23 protein-coding genes are annotated in these 22,880 nt (G+C 71.4%); 8 read left to right on the forward strand and 15 right to left on the reverse strand.

All coding sequences use genetic code 11. The annotated features are described in order from the left end of the window. Positions 1-53 precede the first annotated feature (53 nt). The gene (locus tag DFQ15_RS12470) at positions 54-623 is read left to right on the forward strand and encodes an ankyrin repeat domain-containing protein (protein WP_110466291.1); all 570 of its coding nucleotides are present in this window, start codon (positions 54-56) and stop codon (positions 621-623) included. Between the two features lie 90 nt (positions 624-713). On the opposite strand, the gene DFQ15_RS12475 is transcribed toward DFQ15_RS12470, so the two are convergent. After that, complete coding sequence (locus tag DFQ15_RS12475) at positions 714-1,175, reverse strand: bifunctional diaminohydroxyphosphoribosylaminopyrimidine deaminase/5-amino-6-(5-phosphoribosylamino)uracil reductase RibD (protein ID WP_199399870.1); 462 nt, start codon at positions 1,173-1,175, stop codon at positions 714-716. 101 nt (positions 1,176-1,276) lie between these two features. On the opposite strand from DFQ15_RS12475, the gene DFQ15_RS12480 reads away from it, so the two are divergent. Beyond that, positions 1,277-2,545 carry an Hsp70 family protein gene (locus DFQ15_RS12480; protein WP_110466292.1) on the forward strand — a complete coding sequence of 423 codons (1,269 nt, stop codon included), beginning with the start codon at positions 1,277-1,279 and terminating at the stop codon, positions 2,543-2,545. A gap of 21 nt (positions 2,546-2,566) precedes the next feature. Here DFQ15_RS12480 and DFQ15_RS12485 read toward each other — a convergent pair whose 3' ends face one another. The 6 genes from DFQ15_RS12485 to rsmI form a co-directional block, all read right to left on the reverse strand. Then, entirely contained in the window at positions 2,567-2,977 is a 411-nt protein-coding gene (locus DFQ15_RS12485) for a hypothetical protein (protein WP_110466293.1), read from the reverse strand. Beyond that, entirely contained in the window at positions 2,974-3,321 is a 348-nt protein-coding gene (locus tag DFQ15_RS12490) for a DUF6172 family protein (RefSeq protein ID WP_110466294.1), read from the reverse strand. Before DFQ15_RS12490 ends, DFQ15_RS12485 begins: the two co-directional genes overlap by 4 nt. Positions 3,322-3,426: 105 nt before the next feature. Beyond that, positions 3,427-4,995: a TolC family protein gene (locus tag DFQ15_RS12495; RefSeq protein WP_110466295.1), complete on the reverse strand. Its 1,569-nt coding sequence runs from the start codon at positions 4,993-4,995 to the stop codon at positions 3,427-3,429. A gap of 162 nt (positions 4,996-5,157) precedes the next feature. Then, positions 5,158-7,188: a MacB family efflux pump subunit gene (locus tag DFQ15_RS12500; RefSeq protein ID WP_110466296.1), complete on the reverse strand. Its 2,031-nt coding sequence runs from the start codon at positions 7,186-7,188 to the stop codon at positions 5,158-5,160. A 13-nt stretch (positions 7,189-7,201) separates the two neighbouring features. Beyond that, positions 7,202-8,422, reverse strand: coding sequence for an efflux RND transporter periplasmic adaptor subunit (locus tag DFQ15_RS12505; protein ID WP_110466297.1), 1,221 nt, complete (start codon positions 8,420-8,422; stop codon positions 7,202-7,204). A 135-nt stretch (positions 8,423-8,557) separates the two neighbouring features. Further along, entirely contained in the window at positions 8,558-9,532 is a 975-nt protein-coding gene (gene rsmI, locus DFQ15_RS12510) for a 16S rRNA (cytidine(1402)-2'-O)-methyltransferase (RefSeq protein ID WP_110466298.1), read from the reverse strand. Here rsmI and DFQ15_RS12515 point away from each other — a divergent pair. The 3 genes from DFQ15_RS12515 (at position 9,532) to DFQ15_RS12525 (ending at position 11,416) form a co-directional block, all read left to right on the forward strand. Then, positions 9,532-9,972, forward strand: a complete 441-nt coding sequence (locus DFQ15_RS12515) for a YraN family protein (protein ID WP_110466299.1) — start codon at positions 9,532-9,534, stop codon at positions 9,970-9,972. The two genes, rsmI and DFQ15_RS12515, sit on opposite strands and share 1 nt — an antisense overlap. 83 nt (positions 9,973-10,055) lie before the next feature. Next, positions 10,056-10,655 (forward strand): SIS domain-containing protein, encoded by a 600-nt coding sequence (locus DFQ15_RS12520; RefSeq protein WP_110466300.1) that lies wholly within the window; start codon positions 10,056-10,058, stop codon positions 10,653-10,655. Next, positions 10,652-11,416, forward strand: coding sequence for a BON domain-containing protein (locus DFQ15_RS12525; protein ID WP_082448605.1), 765 nt, complete (start codon positions 10,652-10,654; stop codon positions 11,414-11,416). Before DFQ15_RS12520 ends, DFQ15_RS12525 begins: the two co-directional genes overlap by 4 nt. Before the next feature lie 329 nt (positions 11,417-11,745). Here DFQ15_RS12525 and DFQ15_RS12530 read toward each other — a convergent pair whose 3' ends face one another. From DFQ15_RS12530 to DFQ15_RS12545, 4 genes are all read right to left on the reverse strand, one after another. Next, positions 11,746-12,648, reverse strand: coding sequence for an NAD(P)-dependent oxidoreductase (locus tag DFQ15_RS12530; protein WP_110466301.1), 903 nt, complete (start codon positions 12,646-12,648; stop codon positions 11,746-11,748). A 334-nt stretch (positions 12,649-12,982) separates the two neighbouring features. Further along, positions 12,983-14,119 (reverse strand): PilT/PilU family type 4a pilus ATPase, encoded by a 1,137-nt coding sequence (locus DFQ15_RS12535; RefSeq protein ID WP_110466302.1) that lies wholly within the window; start codon positions 14,117-14,119, stop codon positions 12,983-12,985. A gap of 33 nt (positions 14,120-14,152) precedes the next feature. After that, positions 14,153-14,782 (reverse strand): cyclic nucleotide-binding domain-containing protein, encoded by a 630-nt coding sequence (locus DFQ15_RS12540; protein ID WP_055841170.1) that lies wholly within the window; start codon positions 14,780-14,782, stop codon positions 14,153-14,155. A gap of 82 nt (positions 14,783-14,864) precedes the next feature. After that, entirely contained in the window at positions 14,865-15,908 is a 1,044-nt protein-coding gene (locus DFQ15_RS12545; protein WP_110466303.1) for a type IV pilus twitching motility protein PilT, read from the reverse strand. Between the two features lie 40 nt (positions 15,909-15,948). Here DFQ15_RS12545 and DFQ15_RS12550 point away from each other — a divergent pair, with 40 nt between their 5' ends. Further along, positions 15,949-16,647 (forward strand): YggS family pyridoxal phosphate-dependent enzyme, encoded by a 699-nt coding sequence (locus DFQ15_RS12550; protein WP_110466304.1) that lies wholly within the window; start codon positions 15,949-15,951, stop codon positions 16,645-16,647. A gap of 16 nt (positions 16,648-16,663) precedes the next feature. Here DFQ15_RS12550 and DFQ15_RS12555 read toward each other — a convergent pair whose 3' ends face one another. The 3 genes from DFQ15_RS12555 to purU form a co-directional block, all read right to left on the reverse strand. Then, positions 16,664-17,389, reverse strand: a complete 726-nt coding sequence (locus DFQ15_RS12555) for an LrgB family protein (protein ID WP_110466305.1) — start codon at positions 17,387-17,389, stop codon at positions 16,664-16,666. Beyond that, the gene (locus tag DFQ15_RS12560) at positions 17,382-17,780 is read right to left on the reverse strand and encodes a CidA/LrgA family protein (protein WP_110466306.1); all 399 of its coding nucleotides are present in this window, start codon (positions 17,778-17,780) and stop codon (positions 17,382-17,384) included. The genes DFQ15_RS12555 and DFQ15_RS12560 overlap by 8 nt, the downstream gene beginning before the upstream one ends. A gap of 86 nt (positions 17,781-17,866) precedes the next feature. Further along, positions 17,867-18,715, reverse strand: a complete 849-nt coding sequence (gene purU, locus DFQ15_RS12565) for a formyltetrahydrofolate deformylase (RefSeq protein ID WP_110466307.1) — start codon at positions 18,713-18,715, stop codon at positions 17,867-17,869. A gap of 371 nt (positions 18,716-19,086) precedes the next feature. Here purU and DFQ15_RS12570 point away from each other — a divergent pair, with 371 nt between their 5' ends. After that, positions 19,087-21,396 carry a putative bifunctional diguanylate cyclase/phosphodiesterase gene (locus DFQ15_RS12570; RefSeq protein ID WP_110466308.1) on the forward strand — a complete coding sequence of 770 codons (2,310 nt, stop codon included), beginning with the start codon at positions 19,087-19,089 and terminating at the stop codon, positions 21,394-21,396. A 158-nt stretch (positions 21,397-21,554) separates the two neighbouring features. Continuing rightward, positions 21,555-21,860, forward strand: a complete 306-nt coding sequence (locus DFQ15_RS12575) for a hypothetical protein (RefSeq protein ID WP_110466309.1) — start codon at positions 21,555-21,557, stop codon at positions 21,858-21,860. A gap of 93 nt (positions 21,861-21,953) precedes the next feature. Here the strand turns inward: DFQ15_RS12575 and DFQ15_RS12580 are convergent, their stop codons facing one another. After that, positions 21,954-22,811: a ChaN family lipoprotein gene (locus tag DFQ15_RS12580; RefSeq protein ID WP_233504478.1), complete on the reverse strand. Its 858-nt coding sequence runs from the start codon at positions 22,809-22,811 to the stop codon at positions 21,954-21,956. Positions 22,812-22,880 lie beyond the last annotated feature (69 nt).

Below are 22,880 nucleotides of genomic sequence, written 5' to 3' on the forward strand. Positions count from 1 at the left end.
CGGCTCGCACCGGTGGCCCAATGGTCGCATCGCCATGCCTCCTAGACACGCCCATGCAGCCCACACCCGACACCGCGGCGCCCGCCGTCACCGCCGCGACCGAGCAGGACATGCTCGACTTCGCCCACAAGATGTTCGACTACGCCCGCACCGGCGATGCCGAGGGCCTGCAGCCGATGCTCGCGCGCGGCCTGCCGCCCAACATGGGCAACCACAAGGGCGACACGCTGCTGATGCTGGCCAGCTACCACGGCCACCTGGAGGCCACCCGGCTGCTGCTGCAGCACGGTGCCGATCCCGACCGGGCCAACGACATGGCCCAGACGCCGCTGGCCGGCGCCGCCTTCAAGGGCAACCTGCCGATGGCAGAGCTGCTGCTGGAACACGGCGCGAAGGCCGAGTTCGCGCCGCCCGGCGGCAAAACGGCGCTTATGTTCGCCGCCATGTTCAACCGCACCGCGATCGTCGACCTGTTGCTGGCCCGCGGCGCGTCGCCCGACACGCGCAGCAGCGACGGGCTCACCGCGCTCGACCTGGCCCGCACCATGGGCGCGGCCGATACCGTGGCGCAGCTGGAGCGGCGCGGCGGCCAAGGGCTACCGGAAGGTGCGAAAGAACCGTAGCGGGCGGCCCGAGTGTGCGGCGAGGACCGGAGTCGTACTTCGGTACGGTGAGGACCACAGCCGCGCGATCGGGCCGCGCAGCAGGTTCTCTCACACCTTCGGCGGCGCGCCGTTCTCCGGCAGGGCCAGGTACGGCGACAGGTCGCGCACCGCGTCGGCCTCCATCAGGCCCACCGCCACCTCCACGCCTGCTTCCCGCAGGATCTCGATCCCCCGGCCCCTGTTGCGCGCGTCCGGGTCGAGCATCGCCACGAACACCCGGCGCACGCCGCGGGCCACCAGCGTCCTGGCGCACGACGGCGTTCGGCCGTGGAAGGCGCACGGCTCCAGGGTGACGAAGGCGGTCACGTCGCGGAGCGGCCCGTCGACCTGCTGCAGCGCCACCGCCTCGGCATGCGGGTGGCCCGGCGGCTGGGTGAAGCCGCGCGCGACGATCGCGCCGCCCCGCACCAGCACGCAGCCCACCGGCGGATTGGGCAGGCAGGCGGGCAGGGCGCGGCGGCCTTCGGCGAGGGCGGCGCGCATGTGGTCGGCGGCGGTGGTGGCATCCATGGTCGGCAGCGGGGGGGCGGATGGCGGGCGGGTGGGCGGCCAAGGTTAGCAGCGCCACCGCTGCGGGTACCATCGTCGGCTTTTTGCCAGGATTCACGCGCATGACCGCCCCACCCTCCGCCGGCTGCCTGGGCATCGACTTCGGCACCTCCAATTCGGCCGTCGCCTACCGCGCCGCGGGCGGCGCCTCCCTGCTGCTGGCGATGGAGGGCACCGCCACCGCGCTGCCCACCACCCTCTTCTTCAACGCCGAAGACCGCCGCACCCATTACGGCCGCGACGCGCTGGCCCAGTACCTGGCCGGCACCGAGGGCCGGCTGATGCGCTCGCTCAAGAGCCTGCTGGGCAGCAGCCTGCTGCAGGAGACCACCTCCATCAACGGCGAGGCGATGAGCTTCCAGGACGTGATTGCGCTCTTCCTGCGCGAGCTGTCCGACCGGGCGACCGGCGTGCTGGGCACCCGGCCACGCCAGGTGGTGCTGGGCCGACCGGTGCATTTCGTCGACGACGACCCGGCGCACGACGCGCAGGCCCAGGACTCGCTGCGGCAGGCGGCCGAGGACGCGGGCTTCGAGGACATCGCGTTCCAGCTGGAGCCGATCGCCGCCGCGCTGGATTACGAGCGCCGCGTCGCCCGGGAATCGCTGGTGCTGATCGCCGACATCGGCGGCGGCACGTCCGACTTCACCGTGGTGCGCCTGGGCCCCGACCGCATGGCCCGCGCCGAGCGCACGGACGACGTGCTGGCCACCACCGGCGTGCACATCGGCGGCACCGACTTCGACCGGCGCCTGAGCCTCGACGAGGTGATGCCGCTGCTGGGCCTGCACCACATCGGCCCCAGCGGCCGCGAGGTGCCCAACGCCACCTTCTTCGACCTGGCGACCTGGCACCTGATCCAGTGGCTGTACGCGCCGCAGTCGATCCGCAAGGTGGCCGAGCTGCGCCGCGACTTTGCCGACCCGGTGCTGCACGCCCGGCTGATGCGGGTGCTGGAGCAGCGCGACGGCCACCGCCTGGCCACCGCGGTGGAAGAGGCCAAGATCGCCAGCGCCACGGCGGCGGGCGCGGTGCCGATCGACCTGGATTTCGTGGAGCGGGGTTTGTCGGCGTCGCTCAGCGCCGACGCGGTGGCCCGCCACCTGCGGCCGCTGTTGGAGAGCGTGGGCGACTGCGCCTCCGACTGCCTGCGCCGCGCCGGCCTGCCGCGTGCGCCGGATGCCATCTACCTCACCGGCGGCTCGTCGGCCCTGGCGCCGTTCCAGCAGATGCTGCGGCGGCGGTTTCCCGAGACGCCCCTGGTCGAGGGCGACCGCTTCGGCGGCGTCGCGGCCGGCCTGGCCTATGCCGGCGGCGTGCAGCTGCGCTAGCGTGCAGCTGCGGTAGGGCGGCTAGGAAACGTTCAGGCCCATGCCGGCCAGCACGGTGCGCAGGCCGGCGGTGACCGGGCCGCGGCCTTCGAAGGCTTCGACCCGGCGGGCGAAGTCGGAGCCCTCGGCGATGCTGCTGCGCGGCACCTTCTTGGCGGGCAGCGAGTCGGGATACAGGCCCTCGGCGGGCTGCAGCCGCAGCCGCAGGCCCAGCGTCTCGATCAGGCCGCGGGCGAACAGCTCGGCCAGCTGGTCGTCGGTCACGTAGCCGGAATGCTCGGGCGCCTCGGCACCGCGGCGGCTGTGCACGATTTCGTAGCAGCCGGCGTGCTCGCCCTGCTTCTCGGCGAACGGGTGCATCGCGAAGGTCTGCGGCTCGGCGGTCTTCCTGCCCTTGTAGGTGTGGGCGACGGTGATGGCGGCGAGCATCATGCGCGGGACGTCGGATCGCCGCCGTCGAGTTCCGCGGCCAGCACGTCGCCCCCGGCCGGAGCGCGGGGGGTGCGGTTGGCCGGGCGGGCCAGCACCTCGACGTAGACATCCTTGCGGCCCTGCTGCACCAGCGCGTCGATGCGCTCGGTGAGGGCGGCCAGGTGCACCCCCTCGGCGTCGTCGGCGGTGGCACCGACGCGGCAATCGAAATCCCAGAAGTCGGCGCCTGCCGGCAGCGGCTTGCGGCGCTCGCGCTGCACGTACTTGCGGATCTCGTGCTTGGTCGCTTCCAGCACCCGGTCGGGGTGCTTGCCCGGGGTCTCCAGCGCAAATGTCTTTCTCATGCCAATCCTTCGCAGCGCTGCGGCGGCGCCTGCGGCCGCCGGATGCGCAAACGCGCGATTATGAGGCTTTCGTGCCTGCAGCCGGCATCCCTTGCCGGCATGTTGCTATTGAAGTTGTAGCGCAGCGCCGGCCGTCGGGCCACCCAGGGATTGGTACAGCGACGCATGGTTGCCCAGGCGGTTGAGCCGGTTGTCGGCCACCGCGATCTCGGCGTTGCGGCGCTTTTCCTGCGCATCGAGCCAGGGCTTGAGGGCGACCGAGCCGGCGCGGTAGCGGATCTCGTAGAGCCGCTCGGCCCGCTGCGCCTCGGCCAGGGATTCGGCCAGCAGCGCGGCCTGCGCCTCGAACTGCTGGCGGGCCGACAGCGCGTTGTCCACATCGGCCAGCGCCTGGTAGACGCTCTGGCGGAACAGCGTCACCGCCTCCTCGTACTGCGTCTGCGACACCTGGATCGACAGGCTGCGCTGCGTCGCCTGCAGGAAGGGCAGGCTGATGCCGGCGCCCAGGCTGGCGACCGGGTTCCGCAGCAGGTTGAGCAGCGCGTTGCTCAACGTGCCCAGCGCGCCGGTCAGGGTCAGCGCGGGGTAGAAGGCGGCGCGGGTGGCGTCGACGTTCTTCAGGCTGCTGCGCAGCCGCAGCTCGGCCGCGCGCACGTCGGGCCGGCGGGCGATCAGGTCGGCGGGCAGGCCGGCTTCGACCGCCGGCAGCGGGCCTGCGGGCAGCACCGTGGGCTCGCGCCAGTCCAGCACCGCCTCGGCTCCGGCGGGCGCCGCCAGCGCCGGCAGGCCGGGTACCGGCGGCACCTCGCCGACCGGTGCGCCACCGACGGTCAGCCGGCCGTCGAACAACAGGCCGAGCGAATTGAGCGCCTGCACCCGCTGTTGGCGCAACTGGGTCTGGCTGGCGCGCTGCGAAGCCAGCGTCTGCCGCGCCTCGGCCAGCTCCAGGCCCGAGATCGCGCCGGCGGCGTACTGCGCCTGCACCAGGGCCACGGTGCGCTCGGCATAGGCGATGCTCTGCGCGGCCAGCGCCAGCCGCTGGTTGGCATGGGCCACCTGCCAGTAGAGCGTGGCGGTGGTGCCGGCCAGCGCCTGGGCGGCGGATTCGCGGTCCTGCACCGTCGCCAGGGTTTCCCAGCGGGCGGCGTCGCGGGCGCTGCCCAGGCGGCTCCACAGATCGACCTCGTAGCTCGCGCCCAGGCTCGACGACGCCGAGCGCACCGAGCCGTTGCCGCGGTTGCCGTTGCCCAGCCCGCGCGAGGCGCTGGCGCCGACGTTGCCGCTGAGCTGCGGCACCAACGGCACCGCCGCCAGCCCCGCATTGAGCTGTGCCCGGCGCACCCGGATCGCGGTGGCGGCCAGGTCGTTGTTGTAGCGCTGGGCCTGCGCCACCAGCGCGTCGAGCCCCGGATCGCCGAAAGCCGTCCACCAGTCCACCGCGACGGCGGCCGCCGGCAGGGCGCGCACGTCCGGCGGGTCGTCGGCGGAGGCCGGGGCCCGCGACCCAGCGGCGGCGGGCGCCTGCACCACACCGGTACCGGTCTCGCGCCACTGCGGCGCCAGGCGCAGTTCGGGAGCGGCATAGCGGTCGGCGCCCGGCGTGCCGCAGCCGGCCAGCAGCGCGGCGGCCAGCGCGGTGGATACCAGGGAGAAAGTCTGTCGGCCTGTGCTCATGTCATTCCGTTCGTCTGGCGCAGAACGCCGGTCCATCCTCGCGGCCGCCCGGGCCCACCGCATCTCCCAGGGATACCGCGGAACCGGCTTCGCCGGGCCGCAGGTATCGCCCCCGGCGAGGGGGAGGGCGGCCCCACGCAGTGGGCGAGCCTGGAGGCGTGCTCAATCCCGGGCGAGTGCATCGACCGGGTCCAGGCGCGCCGCATTGCGCGCCGGCAAAAAGCCGAACACCACGCCGATCAGCGTCGAGCAGACGAAGGCCGCCACCATCGAGCCGGTCGAATACACCAGCTGGAAATCGCCGCCCACGCCGGCGACCACCGGGCCGATGGCCAGCGCCAGGGCGATGCCCAGCACGCCGCCCATCAGACAGACCAGCACCGCCTCGATCAGGAACTGCTGCTGGATGTCGCCCTGCCGCGCGCCGACGGCCATGCGCACCCCGATCTCGCGGGTGCGCTCGGTCACCGAGACCAGCATGATGTTCATCACCCCGATGCCGCCCACGATCAGCGAGATCACCGCGATCGAGGCGATCAGCAGCGTCAGCGTCTTGGTGGTGGCCTCGATCGTCTGGCGGATGCTGTCGGTGTTGAGCACGTAGAAGTCCTTGCGGCCGTGGCGCTGCAGCAGCAGCGCGTTGATGCCGGCCTCGGCCGCGGTGGTGGGCGCGTCGTCGCGCACCCGCACGGTGATGCTGCGCAGGTAGTTCTGGTTGACGATGCGGCTCATCGCGGTGGTGTAGGGCACGAAGACGTTCAGCGCCTCGGTGTTGCCGAAGGCCGACTCGCTCTTGGCCGCCACGCCGATCACCCGCACCGGCACGCTGCCGAGGAGGATCACCTCGCCCACCGGGTCGGGCGTGTTGGGGAACAGGGTTTTGCGGGTGTTGTCGTCGATCACCGCCACCTGCTCGCGCCGCTGCACGTTGTCGGCACCGAAGGGGTTGCCCTGGGCGATGGTGACGCCCTTCACCCGGAAGTACTGCTCGCCCGCGCCGAGCACGGTGACCGATGCCTCGATGTTGCGGTAGCGGCCGGTGACCGAACTGCTGAGCGTGGGCGTGACGCTGTCCACATAACTCTGCCGCGCCAGCGCGTCGGCGTCGGCCGGCACCAGGCTGCGCACCCGCGCCGAGCGGGGGTCGCCGAAGCCGGTGCCCGAGAACACCTCGATCGTGTTGGTGCCGATCGAGCTGATGTTCTTGAGCACCTGCAGCCGCGAGCCCTCGCCGATCGCCACAACCGCCACCACCGAGGCGATGCCGATGATGATGCCGAGCATCGTCAGGAAGGTGCGCAGCCGGTGGGCGTTCATCGCCAGCAGCGCCATGCCGAAGGCTTCGGTGAAACGGTCGCGCAGCGCGGCCAGGCCGCCGGCCGCGGCGGGGCGTGGCGGCAGCTGCGGCGCCGTGGGCCGGTCCACCACGCCCTGCATCCGGCCGGTGGGCCGGTCGCCGATGATCTCGCCGTCGCGGATCTCGATGATCCGCTCGGCATGCTCGGCCACCGCCATGTCGTGGGTCACGATGATGATCGTGTGGCCCTCGGCATGCAGCTCCTGCAGGATCTTCATCACCTCTTCGCCGCTGCCGGTGTCGAGCGCGCCGGTGGGCTCGTCGGCCAGGATCACGCTGCCGCCGTTCATCAGCGCCCGCGCGATCGAGACCCGCTGCTGCTGCCCGCCCGAGAGCTGCCCCGGCCGGTAGCCGACCCGCTCGGCCAGGCCCAGCCGGCCGAGCAGGGCGGCGGCCCGGTCGTGGCGCGCGTCCGACGGCGTGCCGGCGTACACCGCCGGCACCTCGACGTTGCCGCGCGCGGTCAGGTCCGACAGCAGGTGGTAGCGCTGGAAGATGAAGCCGAAGTGTTCGCGGCGCAGGGCCGCCAGCTCGTCGGGCGCCAGCCGGCCGGTCTCGCGGCCCAGCACCCGGTAGCTGCCGCCGCTCGGCCGGTCGAGGCAGCCCAGGATGTTCATCAGCGTCGATTTGCCCGAGCCCGACTGGCCGACGATCGCGACCATCTCGCCGGCGTGGATCGCCAGGTCGATGTCCTTGAGCACCGCGACGGTGGTCTCGCCGGCGGGGAATTCGCGGCGCAGCTTCTGCAGATCGAGCAGCGGGGCGTCGGTGCGGCGCGCGCCCGCGCTGCGGTCGAAGGCGGGCGGAGCCGCTGTCGGGGGGAGGGCCTGGTTCATCGCGCCGGGCCCGTCATAGCCGCATCGGCGGGCGGCGGCCGCCCGGCATGCCGGCGCCGGTGCCCGGCGCGCCGGCCTCGCCCAGCACCACCTTGTCGCCGACCACCAGGCCCTCGGTCACCTGGGCGTTGACGTTGTTGTTCATGCCGACCTTGATCTTGCGCGGCTGGGCATTGCCGTCGGCGTCGAGCACCCGCACGGTGTAGCTGCCGTCGCGCTCGCGCCGGCCGAGCGCGGACGACGGGATCGCCACCGCGCCCTTGGCCTCTGCCCGCACGATCGAGACCTGCGCGGTCATCGAGATGCGCAGCTTGCCGTCGGGATTGGGCACGTCGAACAGGCCGTTGTAGTAGATGGCGGTGGTCGAGGTGCTGGTGCTGCCGCTCGACGAGGAAGAGGTGGTGTCGGTCAGGATCGAGTCGGGCGCCGGCTCCACCGTGCGCAGCTTGGCGTCGTAGCGGCGGTCGGGCTCGCCCAGGATGGTGAAGTACACCGGCTGGCCGGCCTGCACCTTGACCACGTCGGCCTCCGATATCTGCGACTTGACGGTGACGGTGTCGAGCTGCGCTACCTTGATGATCGTGGGCGTGGTCTGGTTGGCGTTGACCGTCTGGCCCTGCTGCGCGACCAGGGCCACCACCACGCCGTCGATCGGCGACGCGATCTTGGTGTAGCCCAGATTGACCTGCGCCGTCTCGGCGGTGATGGAGGCCTGGCGGATCTGAGCCTGCAGCGCGCCGATGTTGGCGCGGGTGGTATTGCGCGTGGCTTCGGCCGCCTCGAAGTCCTGGCGCGAGCCGGCATCGGCGTCGAGCAGCTCCTTCTGGCGCTTGTAGCTCAGCTCGGCCTGGATCAGCGCGACCTGCTGGGCCGCGAGCTGCGCCCGCACGTTCTCGAGCCCCGCCTGGGCGTTGCGCAGGTTGTTCTGCTGGGTGGTGGAGTCGATCTCGGCCACCGGCTGGCCCTTCTTGACCGTGTCGCCCAGCTTCACGTGCAGTATCTTGATCTGGCCCGAGACCTGGGCGCCGACGCTCACCTGCTTGAAGGCCTGCACCGTGCCGGTGGCCAGCACCGCGTCTTCCAGGTCCATCGTGGTGGCGGTGGCGGTGACGAACCGGGCGGGCTTGGGGGCCGAGAAATAGAAGTGGCGGATCGCCGCGGCGACGGCCACGAAGACGACGGCCGCCGCGGCATAGCGCAGGATTCTGGAGGTACGGGAGGAGCGTGGTGCCATGGGGGGAGTGTCGGGTCCAAGTTCTGTCCGGAGTTTTAGCCTGTGCGAAGCTGGGGTAAAGGCGGTGACGGGCGTTGCACGAGCCACCGCCGGCGGACGGCGCCCGGCCAGGTCACCGAAAGCCGGCCGGCGATGTCACGCAGCCGAGGTGCCCGGCGTGCCCTGCGCGTCGTCATCGCCTCCCGCTTGCCGTTTCAGCGCCAGCGCCGCGTCGTAGAGCGTGTTGCGCGGCGCCCCGGTGATCTCGGCGGCGATGCGCACCGCGGTCTTGACCGGCAGTTCGGCCAGCAGCAGCCGCAGCGTGCGGGCATCGCCGACCGACAGGGCGCCGGCCTGTGCCGCCACCGAGGGTGCGGGGTGCAGCACCACCACGAATTCGCCGCGGGTGCGCTGCGGCCCGGCCGCCAGCCAGGCGGCGGCCTGGGCGGCGGGCACGGTGGCGATCTCCTCGAACTGCTTGGTCAGCTCGCGGGCGAAGGTGACCGGCCGCTCGCCCAGCACCGCCAGGGCGCGCGCCATCTCCTCGATGCGGTGCGGCGCCTCCAGCAGCACCGCGGCGCGCTGCTGGGCGCCGAGTGCGGCGACCGCGGTGGCGCGCTCGCCGGCCTTGGTCGGCAGGAAGCCGGCGAAGAGAAAGCCGCCGTCGTCGTGGCCCTGGGCCACCACCGCTGCGGCGCTGAGCGCGGTCGTCACGCTGCTGGCGCCGGGCAGCGGCACCACCGCCGAGCCGGCGGCCCGCACCGCCGCCACCAGGCGGGCGCCGGGGTCGCTCACGGCGGGCGTGCCGGCGTCGCTGACATAGGCGATGCGCTCGCCGGCCTGCAGGCGGACCAGCACCGCCTGCGCGGCCTCGGCCTCGTTGTGCTGGTGCACCGCCAGCAACCGGGCGCCGCGCCGCTCGATGCCGTAAGCGCGCAGCATCTGCTGGGTGTGGCGGGTGTCCTCGCAGGCCACCGCGTCCACCATCTCCAGCACATGCAGCGCCCGCAGGGTGATGTCGGCCAGGTTGCCGATGGGCGTCGCCACGATGTAGAGGGTGCCCCGCGGATAATGCTGCGCGCCCGCGGCTTCGCGCGCGGCGGACAGGGCAGGGACGAAAGAGGCGCTCAATGGGATTCCTTGAAAAACGGTGCGGTGCGGGCGCTGCGCCGGCGGCCGCGGGCACCGGGGGCGGCGGCACCACCGCGACCACCACCAAGGCCGCGGGCGACGCGGCCGAAGACCGGGCGCTGGCGCATCTGCAGGCGGCGGGCCTGCGCCTGTTGAGCCGCAATTATCGAACGCCCGGCCGCGGCGGAGGCGAGATCGACCTGGTGATGCGCGACCGGGACGGCACGCTGGTCTTCGTCGAAGTGCGCCAGCGCAAGGGCGTGGGCCACGGCGGCGCGGCCGCCAGCATCGGAGCCACCAAGCGACAGCGCATCGTCTTCGCGGCGCGCCACTACCTGATGCGGCTCGGCGCGCCGCCGCCCTGCCGGTTCGACGCGGTGCTGGTCGAGGCCGGCGCCGTCACCTGGCTGCGGGCCGCCTTCGACGCCGACGGCGCCTGAGCTGAGCGGCGGGGCGGCGCAGGCAACCGCTTGGTACATCTGGCGCGGTGCCGCGTAAAACCCGCCGGTATCATCCACGCTCCATGCTCGAGCAACGTATCCAGACCGCCTTCGTCGAAAGCGCAGACCTCAAGTACCAGTCGGCCCAGACGCTGAGCCCGCCGATCGCGGCGGCCGTGCAGGCGATGGCGGTCAGCGTCACCAGCGGCGGCAAGGTGCTGGCCTGCGGCACCGGTGCCTCCGCCGCGCTGGCCCAGGTGTTCGCCGCGGCCTTCGTCTGCGGCTTCGAGCGCGACCGGCCCGCGCTGGGCGCGATCGCGCTGACCACCGACGGCACCCTGCTGGCCCCGCCCGGCGCCGAACCCGACGCGGTGCCGGTTTTCTCCCGACCGGTGCGGGCCCTGGGCCATGCCGGCGACGTGCTGCTGGCCATCTCCCCGGGCGGCAACTGCGCCAGCATGGTGGCCGCGATCGACGCGGCGCACGAGCGCGAGATGGTCGTGGTGGCGCTCACCGGCCGCCACGGCGGCCGCATGGCCGGCATGCTGCGCGAGACCGACATCCACATCTGCGTGCAGCACGACCGTGCGGCGCGCGTCTTCGAGGTCCATGCCCTGGCCCTCCACTGCATCTGCGACGGCGTGGATGCGCAACTTCTCGGCGAACAGGAGATTCAGATATGACCCCACCAGCAAACATCCGCAGCGCCCGCGCGCTGCGCCTCGGCTGTGCGGCGCTGGCCGCGGCCACCCTCGCCGGGCTGCTGTCCGGCTGCTTCCCGCTGGCCGTGGGGGGCGCCGCGGTGGCGGGCTTCGCCGCCGTCGACCGCCGGACCGCCGGCACCCAGATCGAGGACGAGGCGATCGAGAACCGCACCCAGCGCGCGATCTCGGCCGGGCTCAGCGGCGACCGGGTGCGGATCAACGCCACCAGCTACAACCGCCAGGTGCTGCTGACCGGCGAAGCCTCCACCGCCGACGAGCGCAGCAAGGCCGAACAGCTGGCCGCGCGGGTCGAGAACGTGCGCGCCGTCGTCAACGACATCGGCGTGATGGCACCGGCGACGCTGTCGCAGCGCTCCAACGACACCTTCATCACCGGCAAGGTCAAGGCCAGCCTGGTGGATGCGAAGGACATCTCGGCCAGCGCGATCAAGGTCGTGACCGAGCGCGGCGTCGTCTACCTGCTCGGCCGGGTGACGGCCCGCGAAGCCAAGCGCAGCGCAGAGATCGCCCGCGGCGTGAGCGGCGTGCTGAAGGTGGTGCGGGTGTTCGAGCTGGTCAGCGAGGACGAGCTGGCCCAGATGGGCCGCCAGCAGCCGCCGGCACCGGTCACCTCGTCGGCGCCACCGGCGCCTCCACCGCCCCCTGCCGCAGCAGCCCCTGCCAATGCCGCCCCGATCACCGATGCGCCGCCGGCGGTGGTGGTGACGCCAATCCGCTGAAGTGCCGGAGACGGACCGCGCGGTGCGGGGTCCGTCGGCAAAGAACGGGTCGGCCCCGCATGCGCGTTACTTGAATGAAAAATGCCGTATGTCCGCACGGGACGCCGGCCTTTAGCTATTTATTTTGTAGCGCCCGCCTTTTTGGGCGCGTGACTCGGTATTGCTCCTTCTCCCTCTGGGAGAAGGCTGGGATGAGGGCCGCGCGACGTTGGCAAGCAGTGGTGGCTCTTCCAGGCGGGTTCCCTCACCCCAATCCTCTCCCCCGGGGAGAGGGAGCAAGAAGCGCTGCGGCCAGTAAGACCGCCAGCTGTTGGTCGATTCTGCCGCGCTCAGCCCAGCCGGGTAATCAGGCTCGACGTATCCCAGCGTTTGCCGCCGGCCTGCTGCACATCCGCATAGAACTGGTCCACCAGCGCGGTCACCGGCAGGCGGGCGCCGTTGCGCTTGGCTTCGTCCAGCACCAGGCCCAGGTCCTTGCGCATCCAGTCGACCGCGAAGCCGAAGTCGAACTTGCCTTCGGCCATGGTCTTGCCGCGGTTGTCCATCTGCCAGCTTTGGGCCGCGCCCTTGCCGATCACCTCCAGCACCTGCGGCATGTCGAGGCCGGCCTTCATGCCGAAAGCGATCGCCTCGGACAGGCCCTGCACAAGGCCCGCGATGCAGATCTGGTTGACCATCTTGGCCAGCTGGCCGGCGCCGCTCTCGCCCAGCAGGGTCATCGCGCGGGCGAAGGCGGCGGCCACCGGCGCCGCGGCATCGAAGGCGGCCTGTTCGCCGCCGCACATCACCGTCAGCGCGCCGTTCTGCGCGCCGGCCTGGCCGCCCGAGACGGGGGCGTCGACGAAGCGCAGGCCGCGCCTCCGTGCCTCGGCCGACAGTTCGCGGGCCACGTCGGCCGAGGCGGTGGTGTGGTCGACGAAGATCGCGCCGGCGTCCATCCCGGCGAAGGCGCCGTCGTCGCCTAGCACCACGCTGCGCAGGTCGTCGTCGTTGCCGACGCAGCAGAAGACAAGGGTGGCGCCGCGCGCCGCCTCGCGCGGGGTCGCGGCGTGCCGGCCGCCGAACTCGGCGGCCCAGGCATCGGCCTTGGCCGCGGTGCGGTTGTAGACGGTGACCTGGTGGCCGGCGCGCGCCAGGTGCCCGGCCATCGGGCCGCCCATCACGCCCAATCCGAGGAAGGCGACGGTCTGCGAGGCGGTGGCGGCGTAGGTCTTGACGGCGAGAGCGGGCATGGGGGCAGACGGCTGAGGGGCCGACGGTAAAAAGCAACGATGGTACGAAAATTCCGTGCACGACGATCCGCATGCCAGGCCGCGGTGGCGAAGCCGGACCGCAGCCAGCGCCGCGAAGGAGTCGGGAGGGGCGAAGGAGCCGCAGGCGGCTGGCCACGGCACCTGGGGGAACGATCCGTCCGCTGCAGGCGCAGGGGACGCGAAGGAGGCCTCGTCTCGTAGGTGGTTCTCGTTTGATCGACGCTTTTTCTTCCTCCGCGTCCGCTGCGCCCGCCGACGGAGCGGTTCGCTTCGAAGGCGTACTCTACCGCATCAAGGCGTAGAAAGCCCCTTGTCAGACGATGGCGAAATGCTCGGTGCCCGAGGCCAGGTCGGTGTTCTTCGCGCGCTGGCTGTTGAGCTTGACCTGCAGCCGCAGGTCGTTGAGCGAGTCGGCGTTGCGCAGCGCGTCCTCGTAGGTGATCGTGTTGCCTTCGAAGAGGTCGAACAGCGCCTGGTCGAAGGTCTGCATGCCCAGGTTGCGGCTCTTCTTCATGATCTCCTTGATCTCGGAGACCTCGCCCTTGAAGATCAGGTCGGAGATCAGCGGCGTGTTGAGCATCACCTCGACCGCGGCGGCGCGGCCCTTCAGGTCCTGCTTGGGGATCAGCCGTTGCGAGATCATCGCGCGCAGGTTCAGCGACAGGTCCATCAGCAGCTGGGCACGGCGCTCTTCGGGGAAGAAGTTGATGATGCGGTCGAGCGCCTGGTTGGCGCTGTTGGCATGCAGCGTGGCCAGGCACAGGTGGCCGGTCTCGGCGAAGGCGACGGCGTGTTCCATCGTCTCGCGGTCTCGGATCTCGCCCATCAGGATCACGTCGGGTGCCTGGCGCAGCGTGTTCTTGAGCGCGGCCTCCCAGCTGTCGGTGTCGAGGCCCACCTCGCGCTGGGTCACCACGCAGTTCTTGTGCGGATGCACGAACTCGACCGGGTCCTCGATGGTGATGATGTGGCCGTAGGAATTCTCGTTGCGCCAATCGACCATCGCGGCGAGCGTGGTCGACTTGCCCGAGCCGGTGGCGCCCACCAGAATGCAGAGGCCGCGCTTGGACATCACGACCTCCTTGAGCACCTGGGGCACGCCCAGGCCGTCGACCGTCGGCAGGGAGTTGGGAATGGTCCGCAGCACCATGCCGACCTTGCCCTGCTGAACGAAGGCATTCACCCGGAAGCGGCCGATGGCGGCCGGCGAGATCGCGAAGTTGCACTCCTTGGTGCGCTCGAACTCGGCGGCCTGCTTGTCGTTCATGATGGCGCGCGCCAGCGCCAGCGTGTGGGTGGGGCCGAGCGGCTGGGGCGACACCTTGGTCACCTTGCCGTCGATTTTCATCGCCGGCGGAAAGTCGCTGGTGATGAAGAGATCGCTGCCGCCCCGGCTGCTCATCAGCTTGAGCAGATCGTTGATGAATTTACTGGCCTGGTCGCGTTCCATTCGGTCGTCCTCGGAGGGGCGCTGTGCGCCGTGCTACTTGTTGTCGCTGAGCCGCGCGCTCACCACGCGCAGCCGCAGCGAGAGCTTGCGCGCCAGAAGGGCGATCAGGCTGGCGGCCATTTCCGATTCCGCTGTCATCATCTCGTCCATCGCGTCGGCGCTGAGCACCGCGATCTCGCAGTCGGTGAGCGAGGTGCAGGCCGAGAAGCGGATGCCGCTGTCGAGCAGCGACATCTCGCCCAGGATGTCGCCGGGCCGGGTCTCGGCCAGCCGCAGCCGCTCGCCCCAGGGCTGGAGCCGGTCGACCGCGATGGTGCCCGAGAGCAGCACGATCATGAAGTTGCCGTACTCGTCCTGGCGGATCACGTCGCGGTTGGCCTGCAGGCTCGCGAACTCGAAGAAGCGCTCCATCCGGCCGACGGCGGCGGTGTCGAGCATGTTCATGTGCCGGTCCTTGGCCCACAGCTGCTGCAGCAGCTTCACGCCGCGGGCCGAGGCCAGGCGCTTGGCGCCCACCTCGACCGCCCGGGCCTCCCAGGGGATCAGGCGCGACGGGTCGACGCCCTGGTCGGCGAAGGCGGTGGAGAAGAAGACCGAATCCGCCCGGTCGTCGCCGGTTTTTTGCGGGGTCTTGCTGCGCAGCAGCCCGAGAATGCCTTTCATGCCTGCTCCAAATGCGCTGTGTCGAATGCGCGTGCGGTGGGGGCGTGGTCGCGCTGGCCTGCGGCGGGCCGCAGGCAGCGGCCTAGCCGGGGAAGTTTTCGGGGATCTTGGCCTTGGCCCGGGCCTCGGACGGCGCGATCACGTTGCGGCGCACCAGGTCGGTCAGGTTCTGGTCGAGCGTCTGCATGCCGACGCTGTTGCCGGTCTGGATCGCCGAGTACATCTGCGCGACCTTGGCCTCGCGGATCAGGTTGCGGATCGCGCTGGTGCCCAGCATGATCTCGTGCGCCGCGACCCGGCCCTGGCCGTCCTTGGTCTTGCAGAGCGTCTGCGAGATGACGGCCTGCAGCGATTCGGACAGCATCGCGCGGACCATTTCCTTTTCTTCGGCCGGGAACACGTCGATGATCCGGTCGATCGTCTTGGCGGCGCTTGAGGTGTGCAGCGTGCCGAAGACCAGGTGGCCGGTCTCGGCGGCGGTCATCGCCAGGCGGATGGTTTCCAGGTCGCGCATTTCGCCGACCAGGATCGCGTCGGGATCCTCCCGCAGGGCCGAGCGCAGCGCGGCCGAGAACGAGTGGGTGTGCGGACCCACCTCGCGCTGGTTCACCAGGCACTTCTTCGATTCGTGCACGAACTCGACCGGGTCTTCCACGGTGAGGATGTGGCCGTACTCGGTTTCGTTGAGGTAGTTGACCATCGCGGCCAGCGTGGTCGACTTGCCCGAGCCGGTGGGGCCGGTGACCAGCACCAGGCCGCGCGGCTTGAGGGCCAGGTCGCCGAAGATCTTGGGCGCGTTGAGCTGCTCCAGCGTCAGGATCTTCGAGGGAATCGTCCGGAACACCGCGCCCGCGCCGCGGTTGTGGTTGAAGGCGTTGACCCGGAAGCGCGCCAGGCCCTCGATCTCGAAGGAGAAGTCGACCTCCAAGAACTCCTCGTAGGCCTTGCGCTGGCTGTCGTTCATGATGTCGTACACAATGGCGTGGACCGCCTTGTGGTCGAGCGCATCGACGTTGATCCGCCGCACATCGCCATGGACCCGGATCATCGGCGGCAGGTCGGCCGAGAGGTGCAGGTCGGAGGCCTTGTTCTTCACGCTGAAGGCCAGCAGTTGGGTGATATCCACGGGGATCCTTCAAGATTTCATTTCGGACGCTTCGGCGATTATGACAACGATTGGTAACAACATCCACCAGGTACACGACCGGATCGCGGCGGCATGCGCCGCGGCGGGGCGGCCGGTCCACAGTGTGCGGCTACTGGCGGTATCGAAGACCTTCGGCGCCCAAGATGTGCGAGAAGCCGTCGCGGCCGGGCAACAGGCCTTCGGCGAGAACTACCTTCAGGAGGGCGTGGAGAAGGTGGAGGCGCTGGCCGGCAGCGGCATCGAATGGCACTGCATCGGGCCGGTGCAGAGCAACAAGACCCGGCTGGCCGCCACCCACTTCGACTGGGTGCATTCGGTAGACAGGCTGAAGATCGCCGAGCGGCTGTCGGCCCAGCGGCCGGAGGGCCTGCCGCCGCTCGACGTCTGCCTGCAGGTGGACATCGACGGCGGCGCCAACAAGTCGGGCGTGTCGCCGGCCGACCTGCCGGCGCTGGCGCATGCCGTCGCCGCGCTGCCCGGGCTGCGGCTGCGCGGCCTGATGACGATCCCCGAGCCGCAGGCCGACATGGCGGCGCAGCGGGCGGTGCATGCCCGCACCCGGGCGCTGTTCGATGCGCTGGTGGCCGAAGGGCTGCCGCTCGACACGCTGTCGATGGGCATGTCGGCCGACCTGGAGGCGGCGGTGGCCGAGGGCAGCACGATGGTGCGGGTGGGCACCGCGATCTTCGGCGGCCGGACGCCGCCCGCGGCGCCCTGATGCGCCGGCCGGCCCGCTAGAACAGCCGGAACACCAACGGCATCAGCAGCGACGCCAGCACCACCTGCAGGCCCAGCGCCAGGCCGGCATAGGCGCCGGCCTCGGCGTTGACCTGCATGGCCCGGGCCGCGCCGATGCCGTGCGCGGCGGTGCCCAGCGCGAAGCCGCGGGCGGTCCAGCCGGCGCTGTCGGTCGGCACCCCCAGCCGGGCGAAAAGGTACTTGCCGCTGAGCGCGCCCACCAGTCCGGTCAGCACCGCGAACACGGCGGCCAGCGCCGGCACCCCGCCGATCGCCTGGGCGACTCCCATCGCGACCGGCGCGGTGACCGACTTGGGCGCCAGCGACAGGATCACCTCGCGCGGCAGGCCGAAGGCCCAGGCCAGCGCCACCGCGCTGGCGCTGGCCGCGGCACCGCCGGCCAGCGCCGCCAGCATCAGCCGGCCCCAGCGCGCCCGCAGCGCGGCGCGCCGCTGCCACAGCGGCCAGCCCAGCGCCACCACCGCCGGCCCCAGCAGGAAATGGATGAACTGCGCCCCCGCGAAATAGGTGGGGTAGGGCACGCGCGCCGCCAGCAGGCCGCCGGCCAGCACCAGCACGCTCCAGAGGACCGGGTTGGCCCAGGGCGCCTGGCCGCGCGACGCGTAGAACCCCTGGGCCAGCACGTAGACGGCGAGCGTCGCGGTCAGCCCGAAGAGCGGGCTGGAGGAGAGGTAGAGCCAGAGCTCGACGACATCAGCCATGCCGGCCCTCCCGCGGCGTGGCCGGTGCCGTGCCCTTGCCGCCGTTCGCCGCACCGCCCTCGCGCCCCGCCCGCAGCACCAGTGCCGTCACCGCGATGCCGATCCAGGTCGACACCGCGATCACCGCCAGGATGCGGGCGCCATAGGCCTCCAGCAGCCCCAGGTGCGTCATCACGCCCACGCCCACCGGCACGAAGAGCAGCGACAGGTGCGCCAGCAAAAAATCCGCGCATGCCCCGACCGGACCGCGGACCGCCGGATGGAACAGCGCCACGAAGAGCAGCACCATGCCGATCACCGGCCCGGGAAACGGCAGCGAGAAGACGTGCGACAGCGCCTCGCCCACCGACTGGAACACCAGCAGCCAGGCCAGCCCGGCGATCGGCTTCACGGTGCGGCTTTCGTCGTCGTCACAGGCCGGTGCTCATGCCGGGCTTTTCTGTGCCGGGCCGGGGGAGGCGCCGGCGTCCTGGGAGGTCATTTGAATATCACCGTCTTATTGCCGTCGAGCAGCACGCGGCGCTCGCTGTGCCACTTCACGGCGCGGGCCAGTACCTGGCTCTCGGTGTCGCGGCCCATGGCGGTCAGGTCCTCGACCGTCTTGCTGTGGTCCACCCGGGCCACGTCCTGCTCGATGATCGGGCCCTCGTCCAGGTCGGCGGTCACGTAGTGGGCGGTGGCGCCGATCAGCTTCACCCCGCGGTCGTGCGCCTGGTAGTAGGGCTTGGCGCCCTTGAAGCTGGGCAGGAAACTGTGGTGGATGTTGATCGCACGGCCCGCCAGCTTGCGGCACAGGTCGTCGGAGAGCACCTGCATGTAGCGGGCCAGCACCACCAGCTCGGCGCCTTCGGCCTCGATGATTTCGTACTGCTTCGCCTCGGCCTGCGGCTTGGTGGCGGCGGTGACCGGGATGTGGTGGAAGGGCACGTTGTAGCTGGCCGCCAGTTGGTAGAAATCGCGGTGGTTGCTGAGGATGGCGCGGATGTCGATGGCCAGCAGGCCCGATTTCCAGCGGAACAGCAGGTCGTTGAGGCAGTGGCCTTCCTTGCTCACCATCAGCACGGTGCGCACCGGCTCGGCCAGGGTGTGCAGCTGCCACTGGCCGCCGAACGAGGGCGAGAACGCGTCGAGCGCCGCCTGCAACGCGGCCCGGTCGAGCGTGGCGCAGGCGAACTGCACCCGCATGAAGAAGAGGCCGGTGGCCGGGTCGTTGTACTGCGCCGCGGCCTCGATGTTGCCGCCGCGCTCGAACAGGAAGCCCGAGACGGCGTGCACGATGCCCGGGCGGTCGGGGCAGGACAGGGTGAGGACGTAGGCGTGGTTCATAGCCGCGGGATTGTCGCAGCAACCACCGATGCCGCCGCCGGCAACCGACCCGACCGACCGGCTGCCGCGCGCCGCGCGTCCGGGGGCCGGGGCGGACCGGGCAGTCGATCGTCGGGCCGGCAGGCAGGGGCGGCAAAAATCTGTCGGCCCCCCGCCACGGTCGCCGGTCGGGCGGCTGCGGGCATGCACAATGGCCGCTTGCCGCATTTGTATCTGGGAGGCGCGGCGCACAGCACGCTGGGGGCGCACGCCCCGCCGGGGGGCTCGCCCGCCGGTGTGCCGGGTTGCAGTCTCCCCGCGCCGATTCTCTACGCCATGACCTGCTGCCGCCTTCGCTCCCGCAACCTTTCGCCACGCCAGGCCCGCCGCGCATGAAACAGGGCCTGCGCCCGGTCGCCGTCGCCGCCCTCTACATAGTGGTCGGGGCCGCCTGGATGTTCGCCTCGCAACGTCTGCAGCGCACGCTCGATGTGACCGATCCCGCCCTGGTCGCGCGTCTGCATGGCGCCGGCGAGTTCGTCTTCGTCGTGCTGACCGGCCTGCTCGGGTGGGTCCTGCTGCGCCGGGAGCGGCGAGCGCGGGAGGCCAGCTTGCGCATCGGCAGCGAACTGGGCGGCATGGTGCAGCACGCGGGCGTCGGCATCGGCCGGATGTCGGTCGATTTCCGGATGCTGGCGGCCAGCCCGCGGCTATGCGAGATTTTCGGCCGCAGCGAGGCCGACCTGGTCGGTCGCAGCATGGCCGAGCTGATGGAATCCTTCGATGCGGCGGCGGCGCAAGAGCGGCGCGGCATCCTGCTGCGCGGCGAGGCCCACCATTACGAGATCGAGCATCGGATCCGCCATACCGACGGCCAGCTGCGCTGGTTGAAGGTCAAGGTCGGCATCGTGCGGGACGAGGACGACGTGCCGGCCTACTTCGTGCCGGTGGTCGAGGACGTCACCGCGATGCGCTCGGCCCAGACGCACCTGCGACTGGCCGACGCGATCATCGAGGAGACGGTCGAGGGCGTGATGGTCACCGATGCCGACCAGCGCATCGTCTCGGTCAACCCGGCCTTCAGCCGCGTTTCGGGCTACGCCGCGGCCGAAGTGCTGGGAGAACTGCCCCGCCTGCTGCAGTCCGGCCGGCATGCGCCCGACTTCTATGCGGCGATGTGGGCCGACCTCGACGCCCATGGCCGCTGGCAGGGCGAGGTCTGGAACCGACGCAAGAGCGGCGAGATCTTCCCCGAGATGCTGGCGATCACCGCGGTGCGCGACGGTGCCGGCCACGTCAACCATTACGTGGGCGTCTTCACCGACATCACGCTGCAGAAGGCCTCGGAGGCCAAGCTCGACTACCTGGCCCACCACGACGCCCTCACCGGCCTGCCCAACCGGCTGATGTTCCAGCTGCGGCTGGAGGAGGTGGTGCTCGAAGCCGAGCGCGAGGGCGAGATGCTGGCGGTGCTGCTCTTCGACCTCGACCGCTTCAAGGACGTGAACGACAGCTACGGCCACCTGGCCGGCGACGAGCTGCTGCAGCAGGTGGCCGCGCGCCTGGGGGCCTGCCGCCGGCCGACAGACGTGCTGGCCCGCCTGGGCGGCGACGAGTTCGCGCTGCTGATGCGCGACCTGCCGACCGGCGAGGACGCGGCCAGCGGCGCCGCCCGCTGCATGGAGGCGCTGGCCCAGCCCTGGCATTCGCGCGCCGGCGTGGAGCTGGCGACCGGCATGAGCGCCGGCATCTGCCTGTTCCCGCAGCACGGCACCACGCCCGAGGCGCTGCTGCAGGGCGCCGACGCGGCCCTCTACCGCGCCAAGGGCGACGGCCGCGGCGTCTACCGCTACTTCGCCGACGAGATGACCGCCAGCGCCCGCGCCCGGCTGGAGCTGGAGGCCAAGCTGCGCCGCGCGGTCGCCCAGGGCACGCTGCAGCTGCACTACCAGCCGCAGGTCGATATCGGCAGTGGCCGCATCGTCGGCGCCGAGGCGCTGCTGCGCTGGCAGGACCCCGAAGCGGGCCGGATCCCACCCGACCGTTTCATCCCGGTGGCCGAATCGACCGGCCTGATCGGCGCGATCGGCACCTGGGTGCTGGCCGAGACCTGCCGCCAGGGTCGCGCTTGGCGCGACGAGGGCCTGCCGCCGCTGACGCTGGCCGCCAACGTCTCGCCCCGCCAGTTCCACCTGAACGACGTGGTGGGCCAGGCCACCCAGGTGCTGGAGGCGACCGGGTTCCCCGCCGACTGCCTGGAGCTGGAGATCACCGAGGGCGTGCTGGTCGAGCGCGAAGACGAGGCGCTCGACACCCTCGAGCAGTTGCGCGCCCTCGGGGTGCGGATCGCGATCGACGACTTCGGCACCGGCTACTCCTCGCTCGCCAAGTTGAAGCGCTTCCCGATCGACGTGATCAAGATCGACCGCAGCTTCATCGGCGACATCCCCGGCAGCGCCGACGACATGGCGATCAGCGCGGCCATCATCGCGATGGCGCGCAGCCTGGGCATGCGGGTCATCGCCGAGGGGGTCGAGACGAAGGCCCAGCTGGATTTCCTGCGCGAGCGGCACTGCGACATGTACCAGGGCTTCCTGCTCAGCCACGCTTTGCCGCCCGACGAATTCGCCGCGCTGCTGCGCCGCCAGCCGGCGCTGCTGGAACCGGCGGGCGCGCCGGCCCGGCCGCTGATCCGGTCGTAGCCGATGGGCAGGGCACCCGCGGATCCGGCACGGGGCGGGCGGCACCGGCCGGCCGGCGCCGCCCGCCGGGGGAGCCGCCCATCGTTTGCTATTGAATTCATAGCTGCTGGTCGGCGCGGTACGTCGGCTGCAGGCATTTTTTATTCGAGTTTTCTGCCATGAACGCACCGTCCGACTCCGTCGACCTGGGCCACGCCTTCGAATTCGCCCCCGTCTCCCTGTGGCTCGAAGACTTCAGCGGCCTGAAGCGGCTGCTCGACCGGCTGCGGGCCGAGGGCGTGCGCGACCTCGGGGCCTACCTGGACGCGCATCCCGAGGCGGTGCAGGAGGGCATGTCCGCCCTGCGGGTGCTGCGGGTCAACCAGCGCACGCTGCAGCTGTTCGCCGCGCCTTGTCCGGTCGCCCTCGCAGGCCGTTTTATGAACGAAAAGTGCCTCTGGCCGGCGAAAAACGCCGACCTGTAGCTATTATTTTTATAGCAAGGACTGCGGCCGCTTTCAGAGGCGCCGTCCGGCAACCGACGCCCCGTTTCGCTCAACCGCGCCGCGCCGGCGCCATCATCCGCCGCAGGCCGGCGCAGTGATCGACCGGCGGCATCGCCGGGCTGGTCCACACCGCGTCGAACTGCCCGCCGGGCGCCGCGCCGCCGGCCACCATCGCCACGCTACGCACGGTCCACTGGGTCGGCAGGTGCTGCGGCACGCCCAGCTGCCGGTCGACATGGCCGGCACCCGCCAGCAGCAGGCGGTGCGGCCGGGCATCACCGATTCGGCCAGCGTCAGCGCCATCGCCCGGTCGCGGCCGATCTGCACCCGCGTCATCGGGCCGATCTGCCGCTCGGGCAGCAGGCCGCAGTGGCCGGTGCGGATCGCCTCTTCCTGCGCACGGCGCACGTCGGGCGCCAGCTGCGCGTCGAGCGACACGTCCTCCATCGCGGTGCGCATCTGGTCGGCGGGCAGGTTGGCGCCGACCACCGGCACGCGGGCCGCCAGGCCTGCGCGCACTACCGGCGCATAGCGTGCCCAGGGCCAGGCGCGTTCGTCCCAGCGCAATGCGCGGCGCAGGGCGGCGTCGTCGGCATCGGGCGTCAGGGCGACGGTGGTGGCGCCCAGCGGGGCCATCTCCAGCGCCACAGCGGCCAGCCGGCCCCGGGCGGCGAGCCGCTGCAATTGGGCGACCACCAGTTCGGGCTGGCCCGCCGCGTCGTGGGTCTCGCCGATCAGCAGGATGTCGGGCGTGGCGTCCGCGCCGGCAGGTGAGGCCGGCTCCGCCGCGGTGCCGGGCGTCTTGGCCGGAACCGCGGACGGCCCGGCCGCGCAGCCCGCCAGCACGCCCGCCAGCAGCATCGGTGCCGCGTGGCGGACGGCGGGCCCCGGGCGGGACAGGCGGTGGCGGAGCGGGGCGCAGGCGGTCATGCGTCGATACTATGCGGCCGGCCCCGGGGGTGTCCCGGTGGTGCGAGGTCTGTTGCAATCGCCGTCCCG

Origin of the sequence: Xylophilus ampelinus, from assembly GCF_003217575.1 — a bacterium.
In the GTDB taxonomy this organism is placed as follows: domain Bacteria; phylum Pseudomonadota; class Gammaproteobacteria; order Burkholderiales; family Burkholderiaceae_C; genus Xylophilus; species Xylophilus ampelinus.